The 14,800-nt window shown below is 72.8% G+C and carries 9 protein-coding genes and 1 pseudogene; 7 read left to right on the top strand and 3 right to left on the bottom strand.

The annotated features are described in order from the left end of the window. Positions 1–253 precede the first annotated feature (253 nt). From AC4BEG_RS22375 to AC4BEG_RS22365, 3 genes and pseudogenes are all read left to right on the top strand, one after another. Positions 254–1,306 (top strand): LacI family DNA-binding transcriptional regulator, encoded by a 1,053-nt coding sequence (locus tag AC4BEG_RS22375; RefSeq protein ID WP_490701527.1) that lies wholly within the window; start codon positions 254–256, stop codon positions 1,304–1,306. 155 nt (positions 1,307–1,461) lie between these two features. Continuing rightward, positions 1,462–2,604, top strand: a complete 1,143-nt coding sequence (locus AC4BEG_RS22370) for a methyltransferase (protein ID WP_490707161.1) — start codon at positions 1,462–1,464, stop codon at positions 2,602–2,604. Positions 2,605–2,831: 227 nt separating this feature from the next. Beyond that, positions 2,832–3,506 (top strand): annotated as a pseudogene (locus tag AC4BEG_RS22365) (sugar phosphate isomerase/epimerase family protein); the annotation flags it as partial. Here AC4BEG_RS22365 and AC4BEG_RS22360 read toward each other — a convergent pair. Continuing rightward, entirely contained in the window at positions 3,496–4,497 is a 1,002-nt protein-coding gene (locus tag AC4BEG_RS22360; RefSeq protein ID WP_490701526.1) for an EamA family transporter, read from the bottom strand. The pseudogene AC4BEG_RS22365 and the gene AC4BEG_RS22360 overlap by 11 nt on opposite strands. A gap of 110 nt (positions 4,498–4,607) precedes the next feature. On the opposite strand from AC4BEG_RS22360, the gene AC4BEG_RS22355 reads away from it, so the two are divergent. From AC4BEG_RS22355 to AC4BEG_RS22345, 3 genes are all read left to right on the top strand, one after another. Continuing rightward, positions 4,608–5,522 carry a LysR family transcriptional regulator gene (locus tag AC4BEG_RS22355; RefSeq protein WP_490701525.1) on the top strand — a complete coding sequence of 305 codons (915 nt, stop codon included), beginning with the start codon at positions 4,608–4,610 and terminating at the stop codon, positions 5,520–5,522. Between the two features lie 180 nt (positions 5,523–5,702). Continuing rightward, positions 5,703–6,209 (top strand): hypothetical protein, encoded by a 507-nt coding sequence (locus AC4BEG_RS22350; RefSeq protein ID WP_490701524.1) that lies wholly within the window; start codon positions 5,703–5,705, stop codon positions 6,207–6,209. Between the two features lie 110 nt (positions 6,210–6,319). After that, a complete protein-coding gene (locus AC4BEG_RS22345) occupies positions 6,320–8,263 on the top strand; it encodes a glycoside hydrolase family 3 protein (protein ID WP_490701523.1) in 1,944 nt (647 codons plus the stop codon). Positions 8,264–8,400: 137 nt separating this feature from the next. Here the strand turns inward: AC4BEG_RS22345 and AC4BEG_RS22340 are convergent, their stop codons facing one another. Beyond that, entirely contained in the window at positions 8,401–9,804 is a 1,404-nt protein-coding gene (locus AC4BEG_RS22340) for a S28 family serine protease (protein ID WP_490701522.1), read from the bottom strand. A 266-nt stretch (positions 9,805–10,070) separates the two neighbouring features. Here AC4BEG_RS22340 and AC4BEG_RS22335 point away from each other — a divergent pair, with 266 nt between their 5' ends. Further along, a complete protein-coding gene (locus AC4BEG_RS22335) occupies positions 10,071–10,514 on the top strand; it encodes a hypothetical protein (protein WP_490701521.1) in 444 nt (147 codons plus the stop codon). Positions 10,515–10,642: 128 nt separating this feature from the next. Here AC4BEG_RS22335 and AC4BEG_RS22330 read toward each other — a convergent pair whose 3' ends face one another. After that, on the bottom strand, positions 10,643–14,692 hold the full coding sequence (locus AC4BEG_RS22330) for an ABC transporter ATP-binding protein (protein WP_490701520.1): 4,050 nt from the start codon (positions 14,690–14,692) through the stop codon (positions 10,643–10,645). Between the last annotated feature and the right edge of the window lie 108 nt (positions 14,693–14,800).

Genomic DNA, 14,800 nt, shown 5'->3' with positions numbered 1-14,800 from the left:
ACGCTAGCCGTCCCGCACCAGCCTGTACAGATGGGACACCCCGGGCGTCATGGGACGCCCCGACCCTCATGGGGCAGTTCAGGCCATGCGGCGAGGGTCGGCGCGCCGGGACGAGGAGCGGACCACGCCGGACCGCAACGGATGGGCCAACGCCCGGCATCCCAGGCCACGGTGAGGGTGGTCGGTGAGACCATGGACGCCGTCCAACCGGCGCGCTCGGCAGACCACCAGGTGACCAACCGACGGAGGAAACATGGCAGTGACCCTGGCCGATGTGGCGGCACGGGCTCGGGTCTCGGCGGCCACCGTGTCGCGCGTCCTGAGCGGCAACTACCCGGTTGCCGAGTCGACCAGGGCCCGGGTGCTGCGCGCCGTCGACGAGTTGGAGTACGTGGTCAACGGTCCGGCAAGCGCTCTCGCCGCCGCCAGCTCCGATCTGGTCGGGGTCCTGGTCAACGACATCGCCGACCCTTTCTTCGGCATCATCGCGGGCGCGGTGCAGTCCGAGATGGGCGCGCCCGGCGGCGGGCCGGGGCGCGGGGGCGAGAAGCTGGCCGTCATATGCAGTACGGGCGGTTCGCCCGAGCGCGAGCTGAGGTACCTCACCCTGCTCCAGCGGCAGCGCGCGGCCGCGGTCGTACTGACCGGCAGCGCGGCCGAACAGCCCGACCACGCGGCGGCGGTGGCCACCAAGGTCTCCCGGCTCGCCGCGTCCGGCACCCGGGTGGTGCTGTGCGGGCGCCCGCCGCTGGAGGACGCGGTGACCCTCGCGTTCGACAACCGCGGTGGGGCACGTCGGCTGACCGAGCATCTGGTGACCCTCGGCCACCGCCGGATCGGCTATGTGGCGGGCCCCGCCGAGCGCACCACCACCCGTCACCGGCTGGAGGGCCACCGCGCCGCGCTGGCCGGGGTCGGGCTGGAGGGGGACGCCGAGCGGCTGACCGTGCACGGCCTGTACGACCGCCCCTCCGGTTACGACGCCACCCTCGAACTGCTGCGCCGGGACAGCGGCTTGACCGCGATCGTGGCGGCCAACGACACGATCGCGCTCGGTGTCTGCGCGGCGCTGCGCGACCGGGGGCGGCGGATCCCCGAGGACGTGTCGGTCGCGGGCTTCGACGATCTGCCGTTCAGCGCGGACGCGGTGCCCTCGCTCACCACGGTCCGGCTCCCGCTGCACGAGGCGGGGATACGGGCGGGACGGCTGGCGCTGGGCCGCGAGCCGCAGCCGCCGGGCGGGGTGGCGATGGTGCGCGGCGAGCTGATGGCGCGGTCCTCGACAACGCCGCCGCCGCGCGGTTGACGTGACGTCACCTGTCAGCATTGACGTGGCTGGTTGACGCGCTGGGTTGCCCCGGGGCGCCCGTCCGGAAAACCGCTCGCGCGGCGGGGCCGGTGCGGCGAGGATCGGACCGGACGAACGGCGCACAAGCACGCGCATGAGCAAAGGGCTTTCCCCTGACTACGCAGCACTTCATCCACTGGACCGAGGACGGCCGGTCCCACTCCGCCCACTGGCGCTCCGAGAGCGGCGCCCCGCCACCGCGGCGGGTCGCACTCGCGGACGACCGGACGGCGGCCGACACCGCCTACCGGCTGGTCTGCGAGGGCACCGCGCTGCTGTGGCGCGGCGACTACCAGGGCGCGCGTCAGCTGTTGACGGCGGTGGCGCGCCGGGTCGACCGCGGCCCGCGCCGGGCCCGCGACCGGCGGGCGCCCGCGGACACCCCCGCCGAGACGTTCCACCGGCACCGCCAGGCGCAGTCCCGGCGGGCCCGGCTGCTGGGCATGCTGCTGGTGCCGCTGGACGCCGACTTCCGCGTTCCGCTGCGCCGTGCGCCGGATGTACGGGAGGCGTGCGCGGAGGCGTACGGCCCGGCCGACGCGCCCTCGGTCACCTCGCTGCGCGAGTTGCTGGGCCTGATCGGCGCGTACGAGTGGCGCCGCAAGGGCGTCGAGGTACCGGCGCTGGGCGGCGACCGCATCCATCCGCACTACGGGGTCTTCTCCCCGGTGCGCGGCGAGTACGTCGACCTGGTGGCCGAGGCGCCGCTGCCCCCGGGCGGGACCGCGTTCGACATCGGCACCGGCACGGGTGTGCTGGCGGCCGTGCTGGCGCGGCGGGGGATCGCCCGGGTGGTGGCCACGGACCAGGACCCGCGGGCGCTGGTGTGCGCCCGGGAGAACGTCGCCCGGCTGGGCCTGTCCGACCGGGTGGAGGTGGTCCGGGCCGACCTCTTCCCACCGGGCCGCGCCCCCCTGGTCGTCTGCAACCCGCCCTGGGTACCGGCGCGCCCCTCCTCCCCGGTGGAGTACGCGGTGTACGACCCCGGGAGCCGGATGCTCCACGGTTTCCTGGGGGGCCTCGCCGCCCACCTCGCCCCGGGCGGCGAGGGCTGGCTGATCCTCTCCGACCTGGCCGAACACCTCGGGCTGCGGTCGCGCGCGGAGCTGTTGGCCGCGGTCGGGTCGGCGGGCCTGAAGGTCGTGGCCCGCCACGACACCCGCCCCACCCACCCCCGCGCAACGACCCCGGACGACCCCCTCCACACGGCCCGCGCCGCGGAGGTGACATCCCTGTGGCGCCTGACCACGGCCTGAGCCCCTGAGACTCCGAGGTTCCGTGGACCGGGCCCACCACCCCTGGCACACCCGTGCCGCCCTGCCCGCCCCCTCACGCCCGGATGGGGCATGGGCCCGGGGCCCCCACGCACCACGACGCGGCGGCCCCGGGGCGTGGCGGGATTGACCACGCCCCCGCCCCTGCTTAGCGTCCCGTTGAAGATCCCCGACTCGTACCGCCCCCACACACGAGCAACGGAGCCCCTATGAAGCTCGCCTTCTCCACCCTCGGCGTCCCCGGTATGGCCATGCGCGATGTGGTCCGGCTCGCCGCCGACAGCGGGTATCACGGGGTTGAACTGCGTGCCCACCCCGAGGAGCCGGTGCATCCCGGGATCGGGGGCGGGGAGCGGGCGCAGGTGGTGAGGGAGTTCGCGGGGGCTGGGGTGGAGGTTCTGACGGTCGCCGGGTATGCCGGGGTCGCCGCGGCCGGGCCGGACGGGCCGGTGCTGGCCGAGCTGGGTGAGCTGGTGCGGCTCGCGCACGATCTGGGCGCGCCGAACGTCCGGGTGTTCCCCGGCGGCGGTGACCAGGACACCGCCGAGGCCGACGCCACGGCCGCCCGGCGGCTCGCCGCCGCCGCGCCCCAGGCCGCCGAGCTGGGCGTACGGCTGCTGCTCGAGACCCATGACTCACATCCGGCCGGGGCCGACGCGGCACGGGTCCTCGGGCCGGTCGGCCACGGAAGCGTCGGGGCGCTGTGGGATGTGATGCACACCTGGCTGGCCGGGGAGGACCCGGCGGCCAGCTATGCGGCGCTCGCCCCGCAGTTGGGCTATGTGCAGGTCAAGGACATCGCCTCGGCCGACGACACCACCCCACTGCCGCTGGGCGCCGGGGTGCTGCCGCTGACCGAGTGTGTGGAGTTGCTCAGCCGTGAAGGCTGGGACGGCTGGCTGTGCTGGGAGTACGAGAAGCGCTGGTACCCGCAGGCTCCGGAGCTGCCGGGGCTGCTCGCTCCGGGCCGGGAGCATCTGCTGCGGCTGCTGGCCGACGCCGCCTGAGCAGACCGCGCAGCCGGGCGGCCGGGAACGAGGTCAGCGCCACGCCGCCGACCAGCAGCGCGGCCGCCAGCCAGCGCAGCGGGCTGATCCCCTCCCCCAGCACCAGCGCCGCCGAGGACATCCCGAACACCGGCACCAGCAGCGAGAAGGGCGCGACCGCCGAGGCGTCGTAGGTGCGCAGCAGGAAGCCCCACACACCGAAGCCGAACACCGTGGTGATCCAGGCGACGTAGACGATCGTGCCCGCCCCGGCCCAGTCGATCCGGGCCAGCGCCCGGAGGTCGGGCTCGGCGCCCTCGAACAGCAGCGAGAGCCCGAGCAGCGGCAGCACCGGCACCAAACTCACCCACACCATGAAGCTCAGCGCGTCGGGCGGCGCGGCCTTGCGGGTGAGGACGTTGGAGACGCCCCAGAACGCCGCCGCCGCGATCACCAGCACAAAGCCGAGGAGCGGACCGGAGGTGCCCTCGTCGGCGGCGGCCACCGCGATCCCGGTGAGGGCGACGCCCATGCCCAGCAGCCGGATCCGGGTGGGGCGTTCGGCCAGGACGACGGAGGCGAACAGCGCGGTGAAGACGGCCTGGATCTGGAGCACCAGCGAAGACAGCCCGGCGGGCATGCCCTCGTGCATCCCGATGAACAGCATCCCGAACTTGGCTACTCCCAGCGCCAGTCCGACCCCGAGGATCCAGCGCCAGGCGACCCGTGGCGGTCCGACCAGGAACACCGCGGGCAGGGCCGCCGCGAGGAACCGCAGGGAGCAGAAGAGCAGCGGCGGGAAGTGGTCGAGCCCCACCTCGATGACCGTGAAGTTGACGCCCCATACGGCGGCGACGAGTACGGCGAGGGCGATGTGTGCAGGTCGCATGGGTCGAGGATCACGTCCGATGACCTTGTAGCACCAGCGCGGATATCTGCATGGTTGGATGCAGTGAACGTAAAAGATGCGGCGAACGTCGAAGGTGAGAGGGGCGCCCCATGCTGGATCTGGCCCGGCTGCGGGCCTTGCACGCGGTCGCCGTGCACGGGTCGGTGAGCGCCGCGGCGACGGCGCTCGGCTACACCCCGTCCGCGGTGTCGCAGCAGATTGCCAAGTTGGAGCGGGAGACCCGTACGACCCTCCTGGAGCGCCAGGGCCGGGGCATCGCGCTGACCGACGCGGCCCAGCATCTGGCCGCCACCGCCCAGCAGTTGCTGGCCATCGTCGAGCAGGCGGAGACCACGCTGGAGGAGCGGCGCGGCCGTCCCACCGGGCGGCTGGTGATCGGCGCGTTCGCCACGGCGGCCCGCGGGCTGATGCCCCCGGTGCTGGCGCGGGTGCACGAGGAGCACCCCTCGCTGGACGCCCGGCTGCTGGAGGTGGATCCGCATCTGTCGGTGGACCTGGTGGCGCAGGGCGTGATCGACATGGCCGTCGCCCACGACTGGGACATCGCACCACTGCCCGCCCCGGAGGGTCTGGAGCGGGCGGTCATCGGGGACGACTCCTGCGACATCCTGACCCCGGCCGGACATCCGCTGGCCGAACGCGGCCGGGAGCGGCCGCTGAGCCGCGACGATCTGCCGGGCCAGCGCTGGATCTGCCAGCCGCCGGGGTCGGTGTGCCACGACTGGCTGGTCCGTACGCTGCGGGCGTCGGGCCATGAACCGGACCTCGCCTATCAGGCAGCGGAGAACCACACCCAGATCGCGCTGGTCGCGGCCGGTCTCGGGATCGCCCTGATGCCGCGCCTGGGGCGCGGCCCGCTGCCGGAGGGGGTGCGGGCGGTCCCGCTCGAACCGGTCCCGGTACGACGGCTGTACGCCCTGTGGCGCACCGGCGCCGCCCGCCGCCCGGCCATTACCGAGACCGTCCGCCTGCTGCGCGAACTCTGGCCCCAGCGGACCACCTGACCCGACGCGTCGGGGGCTTCGGTGACGGGCGGGGCCCGGGGGCGCTGCCACTATGGGCGGGTGTGTCCCGTTCCTCACCACGACCCTCACCGCGGCTCTCGCCACGGCCCTCAGCACGGCAACAAGTCCGCACCGCACCCGGAACCGCCCCGGCGGGCCGGGCGTCCAAGCGGCATGCTGATGGGGAGTCTCCGCAGAGCGGTATCGGCCTCGCTGCTGGCTGCGTCGCTGATCACCCTCTCCGCCGCCTGCGGCCAGCAGCATCCCGCCGCCGGCGCGCACCCCTCCCTGAGCGCCGGCGGCGTCTCCCCCTCCCGCGGCGCCGGGCGGATCGACACCGGGGCGGCCTACTTCACCAGCGCCTCCGGCGGTGTCCCGGAGATCCACACGGTACTGCGCAACACGGCCGAACTCGACGCCTTCGCCCAGCACTTCGGCAAGCGGGCCGACGCCATCACGGCCAAGGCCCGGGACACCGACTTCTCGCGGACCGCGCTGGTCGGCTGGTCCACCACCACGGGCTGTGCGCAGTGGCCGTCGGCCACGCTGCGGCGGTCCGGGGAGCGGCTGACGCTCATCGCGGGGCGGCATCCCGCGCCACCGCCGGAATGCTTCGCGCCGTTCCATATCATCGCCATCTTCGTGGTGCCGAACGAGCGACTCCCATCGGAACCGGTCTTCTCCTGACCGAAGTCGCACCGAAAAGGCCATTCCCATTGACCCGGATCTGCTTTCCACTGAACGGTGTCAGAGCACACGCCAGCCACCCCCTCCAGACCCCGACGGAAGGAGTGCGGGTGCCCGAGCCCACGTCACGCCGCGCCCTGCTCGCCGCCACCGTGGCCGCCGCCGCGACCGCCTGCGCCCCGGGGGCGCTCGGCGGCACCCCGGCGCGCCACCCGTCCCGCTCCACCACCCCTCCGGCCACCCGTCCCGGTGCCGGGCCCGGTACGGCCGGGGACCGGGCCGCGACCCGCGACGGGGGCACCACCCGCGACCACCACCGCGACCGCGTCGACGTGCTCATCGGGCGGATGACGCTGGACCAGAAGATCGGCCAGCTCTTCGTGATGCGGGTGTACGGGCATTCGGCCACCGCGCCCGACCCCGCCGATGTCGCGTCGAACCAGAAGGAGCTGGGTGTCGCCAACGCCGCCGAGCTGATCGCGAAGTACCACGTCGGCGGGATCATCTACTTCGGCTGGACGCACAACATCCGCGACCCCCACCAGGTCGCCGCGCTCTCCAACGGCATCCAGAAGGCCGCGCTGGAGGACCGCCGGGCCCCCGCCGTGCCGCTGCTGCTCTCCACGGACCAGGAGCACGGCATCGTGGCCCGCGTCGGCGCCCCCGCCACCCTCCTGCCCGGCGCGATGGCGCTCGGCGCGGGCGGCAGCACGAAGGACGCGCGCACCGCGGGCCGGATCGCCGGGGCCGAACTGGCCGCGCTCGGCATCCGCCAGGACTACGCCCCGGTCGCCGACGTCAACGTCAACCCTGCCAACCCGGTGATCGGCGTACGGTCCTTCGGGGCCGACCCGCGGGCCGTCGCCCGCCTGGTCGCGGCCCAGGTCGCGGGGTACCAGAGCGCGGGGGTGGCGGCCACGGCCAAGCACTTCCCCGGGCACGGCGACACCACCGTGGACAGCCATGTGGGGCTGCCGGTGATCACCCACTCCCGCAAGGAGTGGGAGCGGCTGGACGCCCCGCCGTTCCGGGCCGCCATCGAGGCGGGCATCGACTCGATCATGACCGCGCATCTGCTGTTCCCGGCCCTGGACCCGGCCGACGACCCCGCCACCCTCTCCCGGCCCATCCTCACCGGTGTGCTGCGCGAGGAACTCGGCTACGACGGGGTGGTGGTCACCGACTCGCTCGGCATGGAGGGCGTGCGCAAGAAGTACGGCGACGACCGGGTGCCGGTGCTCGCCCTGAAGGCGGGCGTGGACCAGTTGCTCAACCCGCCGGATCTGTCCGCCGCCTGGCGCGGGGTCCACAAGGCCGTACGGGACGGCGAGATCACCGAGCAGCGGATCGACGCGTCCCTGCGGCGCATCCTGGAACTCAAGGCACGCCGCGGCCTGTTCGACGATCCGTACACCAGCGCGCGGGAGGTGGACCGCACGGTCGGCATCCGCAAGCACCGCGCCGCCGCCGACCGGATCGCCGAGCGCACCACCACCCTGCTCACCAACCGCGAGCGGCTGCTGCCGCTGTCCCGCAAGCGCCACCACCGGCTGCTGGTGGTGGGAGTGGACCCTGCCTCTCCGTCCGGGACCGGCGGGCCACCGACGGCCGTGCTCGCTCGCGCCCTGAACGGTCTCGGGTTCTCGGCGGAGGCGCTGTCCACCGGTACGGGCACCGCGCCCGATCCGTCGCCGGGCCGGATCGACGAGGCGGTCGCGGCGGCCCGGGGCCGGGACGCGGTGGTCGTGGCGACGTACAACGTGGGCGCCGGATCGGCGCAGCGGACCCTGGTCTCGGCGTTGGTGGCCACCGGGAAACCGGTGGTGCACCTGGCCATCCGCAATCCGTACGACATCGCGCGGCTGCGCGGTGCGGACACCGAGCCCGGGGCGTCGCTGGCCGCCTACTCATGGACGGATGTGGAACTGCGCGCGGCGGCCCGGGTGATCGCGGGCAAGGCGGATCCGCGCGGACGGCTGCCGGTGGCGGTGCGGGACGCGGACGAGCCGTCCCGGGTGCTGTACCCGATCGGGCACGGTCTGTCCTACGACTGACGCGAAAGCGGAAGGAAACAGAAGGAAGCCGAGGGAAGCCGAGGGAAGCCGAAGAAAGCGGAAGGGACCGGGGGCTGTCGCCCCCGGCCCCGTACACCTCCGTCCCGCCGGAACGGGGACGAGGGCTCCGCCCCGCTTTACGGCCGCAGGGCCGGCCGGCGCTCGATCTCGCGCTTGTCCAGCCGCTTGTCGGCGTGCGCCAGCGGCTTGCCGGCCGGGGAGACCCCCGCCCACCGCTGGACCGCCTCGGTGGCCTTGGTCTTCTCATCGGCCGTCAGCCCGGCGATGTTCGAGCCGTGGTTGCCGCCCGCGACGGTGTAGATGTACGAGTCCTTCACGCCCTTGCCGAGCCGGAACGGCTCCGCGCCCCACGGGTCGTTCTGCCCGTACACGAACATCATCCTCTGCGAGTCATGGCGCACCCAGCTGTCCACATCACGCATCGAGCGGCTCTTGAAGTGCATGGGGATGTCCCGGGGGACGTAGTTGCGCGGGGCGTAGATGCCCGGGTAGCGCAGCAGCCCGTCCAGGTGCGGGGTGCGGAAGGAGGGCGAGCCCAGCTCGGTGCCCGCCTGGTAGTAGTACGGCGTGTAGGTCTCAAGACCCTGGTCGGTGTAGGCGGAGAAGCCGGAGATCTCGTCGATGAAGCTGTAGAGCTCATCGGTCGAGGCGGTGGCCGCGGGAACGTCCGCGCAGTCCTTCTCCAGGTGGTACTGCCAGAAGGCCCACACCAGGTCCAGCACCACGTTCTCGTACGCCTTGTCCGCGCTGCCGACGACGGTGAAGGTCTGCTTCTCCTCGTCGGCCCACTTCTGGTAACGCGCCACGATCTCGTCACGGCGCACCAGCGCCTCCCGCTGCACCGCGTTGAGCTTGGTGCGGCACTCGGCCGTGCCGACGGTGCGGAAGAAGCGGTCGTAGGCCGAATCCTCCTTGTTCACCACGTCGTTGGGGGCGACATAGGCGATCGTTCCGGCCATGTCGCGGGGGAAGAAGCGGCGGTAGTAGGTCGCCGTCATACCGCCCTTGCTGCCGCCGGTGGCCAGCCACTTCTTGCCGTAGACGGGCTTCAGCGCCTGGTAGAGGCGGTGCTGATCGCTGGCGGCCTGCCAGATGTCCAGCTTCGACCAGTCCGCGGGCTGCGGCCGGGAGGGAGTGAAGAATCGATACTCCATCGACACCTGGTTGCCGTCGACGAGCTGTGTGGGCTCGCTGCGGCGCGGAGTGGTGTTGACGTTGTAGCCCGAGGTGAAGAAGACCGTCGGCCGGTCCGTGGCCTTGTGCAGCAGGGTGAACCGCTGCTGGAAGGTCCCCTTCGACGGATGCCGGTGGTCCACCGGCTGGGTGTAGTTGAAGACGAGGAAGCGGTAGCCCTCGTAGGGCTTCTCCTCGACGAAGCTCATCCCCGGAATGCCGAGGACACGCTCCTTGATGTCCGGCTCCTTGGGGGCGGCCGAGTGCGCGGAGGCGTTCCCCGCACCCCATCCGGCCGCCCCCACGAGTATCACCAGCGACACCAGCCATCTGAGCGCCTTGCCCATGCGGCCTCCTCTTCTTCCCCTGGTTTCACATGAATACGCATAGGTCGCCGAGAACCTACTCGGGCCACACCCGGAGCCGCTAGGCCCCGTCCTGTCGATCTTCGTGGATCAGCCCGCGGCGTGGTGCCGTGGATCGCGCTCGCGGCCGGACGCCCCTTGGGGCACGGACTCTAGGGGTCTCCCTCATTGCCAACAGGGGGCCGAATACGGAGAGTTGTTGCCCCCGCCCTCTTTCGTAGCGGGCTGTGATGGCCCATGCTGCGTACATGGACCGAGACGAACGGCACGACCGGAGTGAACGGGCCGAGCGGCTGACGCGGTATCTGACGGAGTTGCAGGAACGGATCGATCCGCGCTCGCTCGAGCTGCTGATGCGGCTGCTGCGCGAGCTGAGCACCTCACCGGCCGTCCGCGGGGGGACCTATGAGCTCGGTATGGGTCCGGAGGAGAAGGAGCTGTTCACCCCCGCCTTGCAGGCCGAGTTGCTGGTGCTGTTCGGTCTGCTCACCTCCCAGGACGAGCGGGTGGTGGTCGACCTCGGCGACAGCCCGCACGCCAAGGGGATGAAGGTGCTGGTCCCCCAGGAGCGGGCGGGCGACCCCGATTTCCTGTACCGCCACAAGCAGCGGGTGGCCGCCGAGGCGGAGCAGCGGGAGCGGGACCGGCGCGAGGTGGAGGGCATAGCGCGGGCCAGCGGCATGGAGATCTGACCTCACCCTGCGTCATCTCGGGCGGATGCCGAGAGTGACGGACGGCGGGGCGACCGGCGCGACCGACCGGACCGCCGCGCCCCGCGCCGTACAGCCTTCCGTGCGCCCCCCGTGCGCCGACCGCCCGGTTACGCGCCGACCGGCGCCGCCTCGCCGGTGAAGGTGCGCCACAGCTCGGCGTAGCGGCCGTCCCGCGCCACCAGCTCCTCATGGGTGCCGTCCTCGACGACCTTGCCGTGGTCCAGCACCACCACCCGGTCCGCGCGGGCCGCGGTGGTCAGCCGATGGGCGACCACCAGGGTGGTGCGGCGCCCCGCCAGCCGGTCGGTGGCCTGGTTCACCAGCGCCTCGGTGGCCAGGTCCAGCGCGGCGGTGGCCTCGTCCAGCAGCAGGATGTCCGGGTTCACCAGCTCCGCCCGCGCCAGGGCGATCAACTGCCGCTGTCCGGCGGAGAGATTGCGTCCGCGCTCGGAGACCGGATGCAGATAGCCCCCGTCCAGCGAGGCCACCATGGCGTGGGCGCCGACCGCCCGCGCGGCCGCCTCCACCTCGGCGTCGCTCGCGTCGGGCCGTCCGTAGGCGATGGCGTCGCGCACCGTTCCGGGGAAGAGATACGGCTCCTGAGGGACGACGCCCAGGCGGTTGCGGTACCCGGTGAGGTCCAGTTCCCGCAGATCCGTGCCGTCGACGCGCACCGCGCCCCCGGTCGGGTCGTAGAACCGGGCCACCAGCTTGACCAGCGTGGACTTGCCCGCGCCGGTCTCCCCGACGAAGGCCACGGTCTGGCCCGCGGGGATGGTGAGCGAGATGCCCGTCAGCGCCTCCTCACCCTCCCCGCCGTAGCGGAAGCGCACATCCTCGAAGGTGACGTCGCCGCGGACGGCGGACACCGCGCGGGGGGCCTCGGCCGCCGGTGTGGTGGTCGGCTCGCGCAGCAGCTCCTGGATCCGGCCGAGCGAGACACTGGCCTGCTGATAGCCGTCAAAGACCTGGGAGAGCTGCTGCACGGGGGCGAAGAACAGATCGATGTAGAGGAGGTAGGCGACCAGCGCGCCCGCGCTCAGCGTGCCGTCCCCGACCCGTCCGGCGCCCACGATCAGCACCAGCGCCGCGGCGGTGGACGACAGCAGCTGCACGAAGGGGAAGTACACCGAGATCAGCCACTGGCCGCGCACCCGCGCCTGGCGGTAGTCGTCGCTGCGCCCGCTGAACCGCTCCCGGCCGGAGCCCTCACGGCGGAACGCCTGCACGATCCGCAGCCCCGCCACGCTCTCCTGGAGATCGGCGTTGACCACGCTGACCCGCTCACGCGCCAGCTCGTACGCCTTGACGCTCTGCCGCCGGAAGAAGACGGTGCCGATGATGAGCGGCGGCAGGGTCGCGAAGACCACCAGCGCCAGCTGGACGTCGATCACCAGCAGCGCGACCAGGATGCCGAAGAAGGTGAGCAGGCTGACCACGGCGGTGACCAGACCGGTCTGGAGGAACGTCGACAGCGCGTCCACATCCGTGGTCATCCGCGTCATGATCTTGCCGGTCAACTCGCGCTCGTAGTAGTCGAGTCCGAGCCGCTGCAATTGCGCGAAGATCTTGACGCGGAGGGCGTAGAGCACCCGCTCACCGGTGCGTCCGGTCATCCGGGTCTCGCCGATCTGCGCCGCCCACTGGGCGAGCACCACGACCAGGGCGAGCCCGGAGGCGGCCCACACCGCCCCCAGCGCCAGCCGCTGGACGCCCTCGTCGATGCCGTGCCGGATGAGGACCGGCAGCAGCAGTCCGGCGACGGCGTCGATGGAGACCAGGAGCAGCGAGATCAGCAGCGGTGTGCCGAAGCCGCGCAGCAACTGCCGCAGTCCGTACGCCTTCTCGGAGCGCACCGCGCGCTCCTCGTCGACGTCGGGGGTGTCGTCGGCGGGCGGCAGGGCCTCGACCTTGGCGAGCAGCTCGGGGGTGGCGGGCATCCCGGCGAGCGCCCCGGCGATCCCGGGGCCGGGGGCGGGGGCGGCGGTGGTGGTGCCGCCGTCCTGCACGGCGGGCCCCGGGTTCCGGTCCGCGCGCCGCACCCACAGTTCGGGGGTCACGGCGGGGGTGGCGGCCGGATCGGCGCCGTCGGCCGCGGCGGCGTGCTCGGGGTCGTCACCGCCGTGCGGACGCCGCCGGGCCGCCGCGGTCAGCCCGGTCAGATCGGGGGTGCGGTGGCCGTCGGCAGCGTGGTCCCCGTTCACCGAGGGCGGCTGGAGACCACCGACCGCCGAGGCGTCGAGCTCCGGTTCGGCCAGGCCGGTGGCCGACGCCTCGCCGTCGAGGGCTCCGGCGGACACCTCCCACCGCTCGTGGCCGTTCCGGTCCGCCACCGGGGAGGTACGGCCGGGGTCGGCACCGTCGCGGGGGGTGAGCTGCCCGGCCGGGTCACGGGTGATGCCGCCGAGCTCGTCCGGGTCGGTCAGCAGCCGCCGGTACAGCGCACACCGCTTCCGCAGCTCCTCGTCAGTGCCGATGTCCGCCAGGCGGCCCCGGTCGAGGACCGCGACCCGGTCGGCGAGCGCGAGGGTGGAGAGGCGGTGGGCGATCAGCAGGGTGGTGCGCCCGGCCATCACCCCGCGCAGCGCCTCGTGGATCTCGTGCTCGACACGGGCGTCGACCGCGGAGGTGGCGTCGTCGAGGACCAGCAGCCGGGGGTCGGTGAGGATCGCGCGGGCCAGAGCCAGGCGCTGGCGCTGGCCGCCGGAGAGGGTGAGCCCCTGCTCGCCGACCTGGGTGTCGTAACCGTCGGGCAGTGCGGAGATGAAGCCGTCGGCCTGGGCGGCGCGGGCGGCGGCCCGGATCCGCTCCTCGGTCGCGTCCGGCAGCCCGTAGGCGAGATTGGCGCGCACCGTGTCGGAGAAGAGGAAGCTGTCCTCCGGCACCAGCCCGATCGCCGCGCGCAGCGAGGCGTAGCTCAGCTCGCGGACGTCATGGCCGCCGACCCGGACCGCGCCGGAGGTCACGTCGTAGAACCGCGGCAGCAGCATCGACAGGGTGGACTTGCCGCTTCCGGAGGCGCCGACGACGGCCAGGGTCTCGCCCGGCTCGATGCGCAGCGAGACCTCGGAGAGCACCGGGTGGGCGGGGTCGTAGCCGAAGGTGACCCGGTCGAACTCGACGGTGGCGGGCGCGTCCGCGGGCAGCTCCCGGGCGTCGGGGCGCTCCTCGATGGCGGGCTCGGTGTCGATGAGTTCGAAGACGCGCTCCACTCCGGCTCGGGCCTGCTGGCCGACGGTCAGCATCATGGTGAGCATCCGGACCGGGCCCACCAGCTGGGCGAGATAGGTGGAGAAGGCGACGAAGGTGCCGAGGGTGATCTGATGGCGGGTGGCCATCCAGCCGCCGAGGGCCAGCATGGCGACCTGGCCGAGGGCGGGGACGGCCTGGAGGGCGGGGGTGTAGCGGGAGTTGAGCTTGACGGTGCGCAGCCGGGCGGCGAACAGCCCGCGGCTGACCTCCCGCAGCTTGCCGGTCTCCTGGCGCTCCTGTCCGAAGCCCTTGACCACGCGGACGCCGGTGACGGCCCCGTCGACGACCCCGGCGACGGCGGCCGCCTGCCCCTGGGCGTACCAGGTGGCGGGGAAGAGCCGGACGCGGCTGCGCGAGGCGATGACCCACAGGGCGGGGGCGACGGCGAGCGCGACCACGGTGAGCAGCGGTGAGAGTACCGCCATCACCACGAGGGAGACCAGGAAGAGCAGTACGTTGCCGATCATCATCGGCACCATGAACAGCAGTCCCTGGATCAGCTGGAGGTCGCTGGTCGCCCGGCCGACGATCTGGCCGGTGGACAGCTCGTCCTGGCGTCTGCCGTCCAGCCGGGAGATGGAGGCGTACATCTCGGTGCGCAGATCGTGCTGGACGTCGAGCGCGAGCCGTCCGCCGTAGTAGCGGCGGACGTAGGTGAAGGCGTAGACCGCGAGGGCGGCGACGATCAGCAGGGTGGCCCAGGGGGCCATCGACCGGTCATGACCGACGATCACGTCATCGATGATCAACTTGGTGACGAGCGGGACGAGCGCCATGACGGCCATCCCGCCGAGCGAGGAGCCGAGAGCCAGCAGCACATTGCGCCGGTACCGCCAGCACCAGCGGGTCAGCCGCCGCACCCAGCCCTGTTGTATCTCCGGCTCGTCCGCCACCACGTCCGTCACCCCGTGTCCTCCCGACTCTCCACGTCCTGCCGGAAGGCACCAACACACAGATGTGCGGATTTCATCCTGCCGCAACAAAAGCCGCCCAGGGACGGGCGCCCGGAGTGG

Source organism: Streptomyces sp. JLBJ103, from assembly GCF_058215575.1.
The sequence above is the reverse complement of the archived record's forward strand: the minus strand, read 5'-3'. Positions and strand labels throughout refer to the sequence as shown.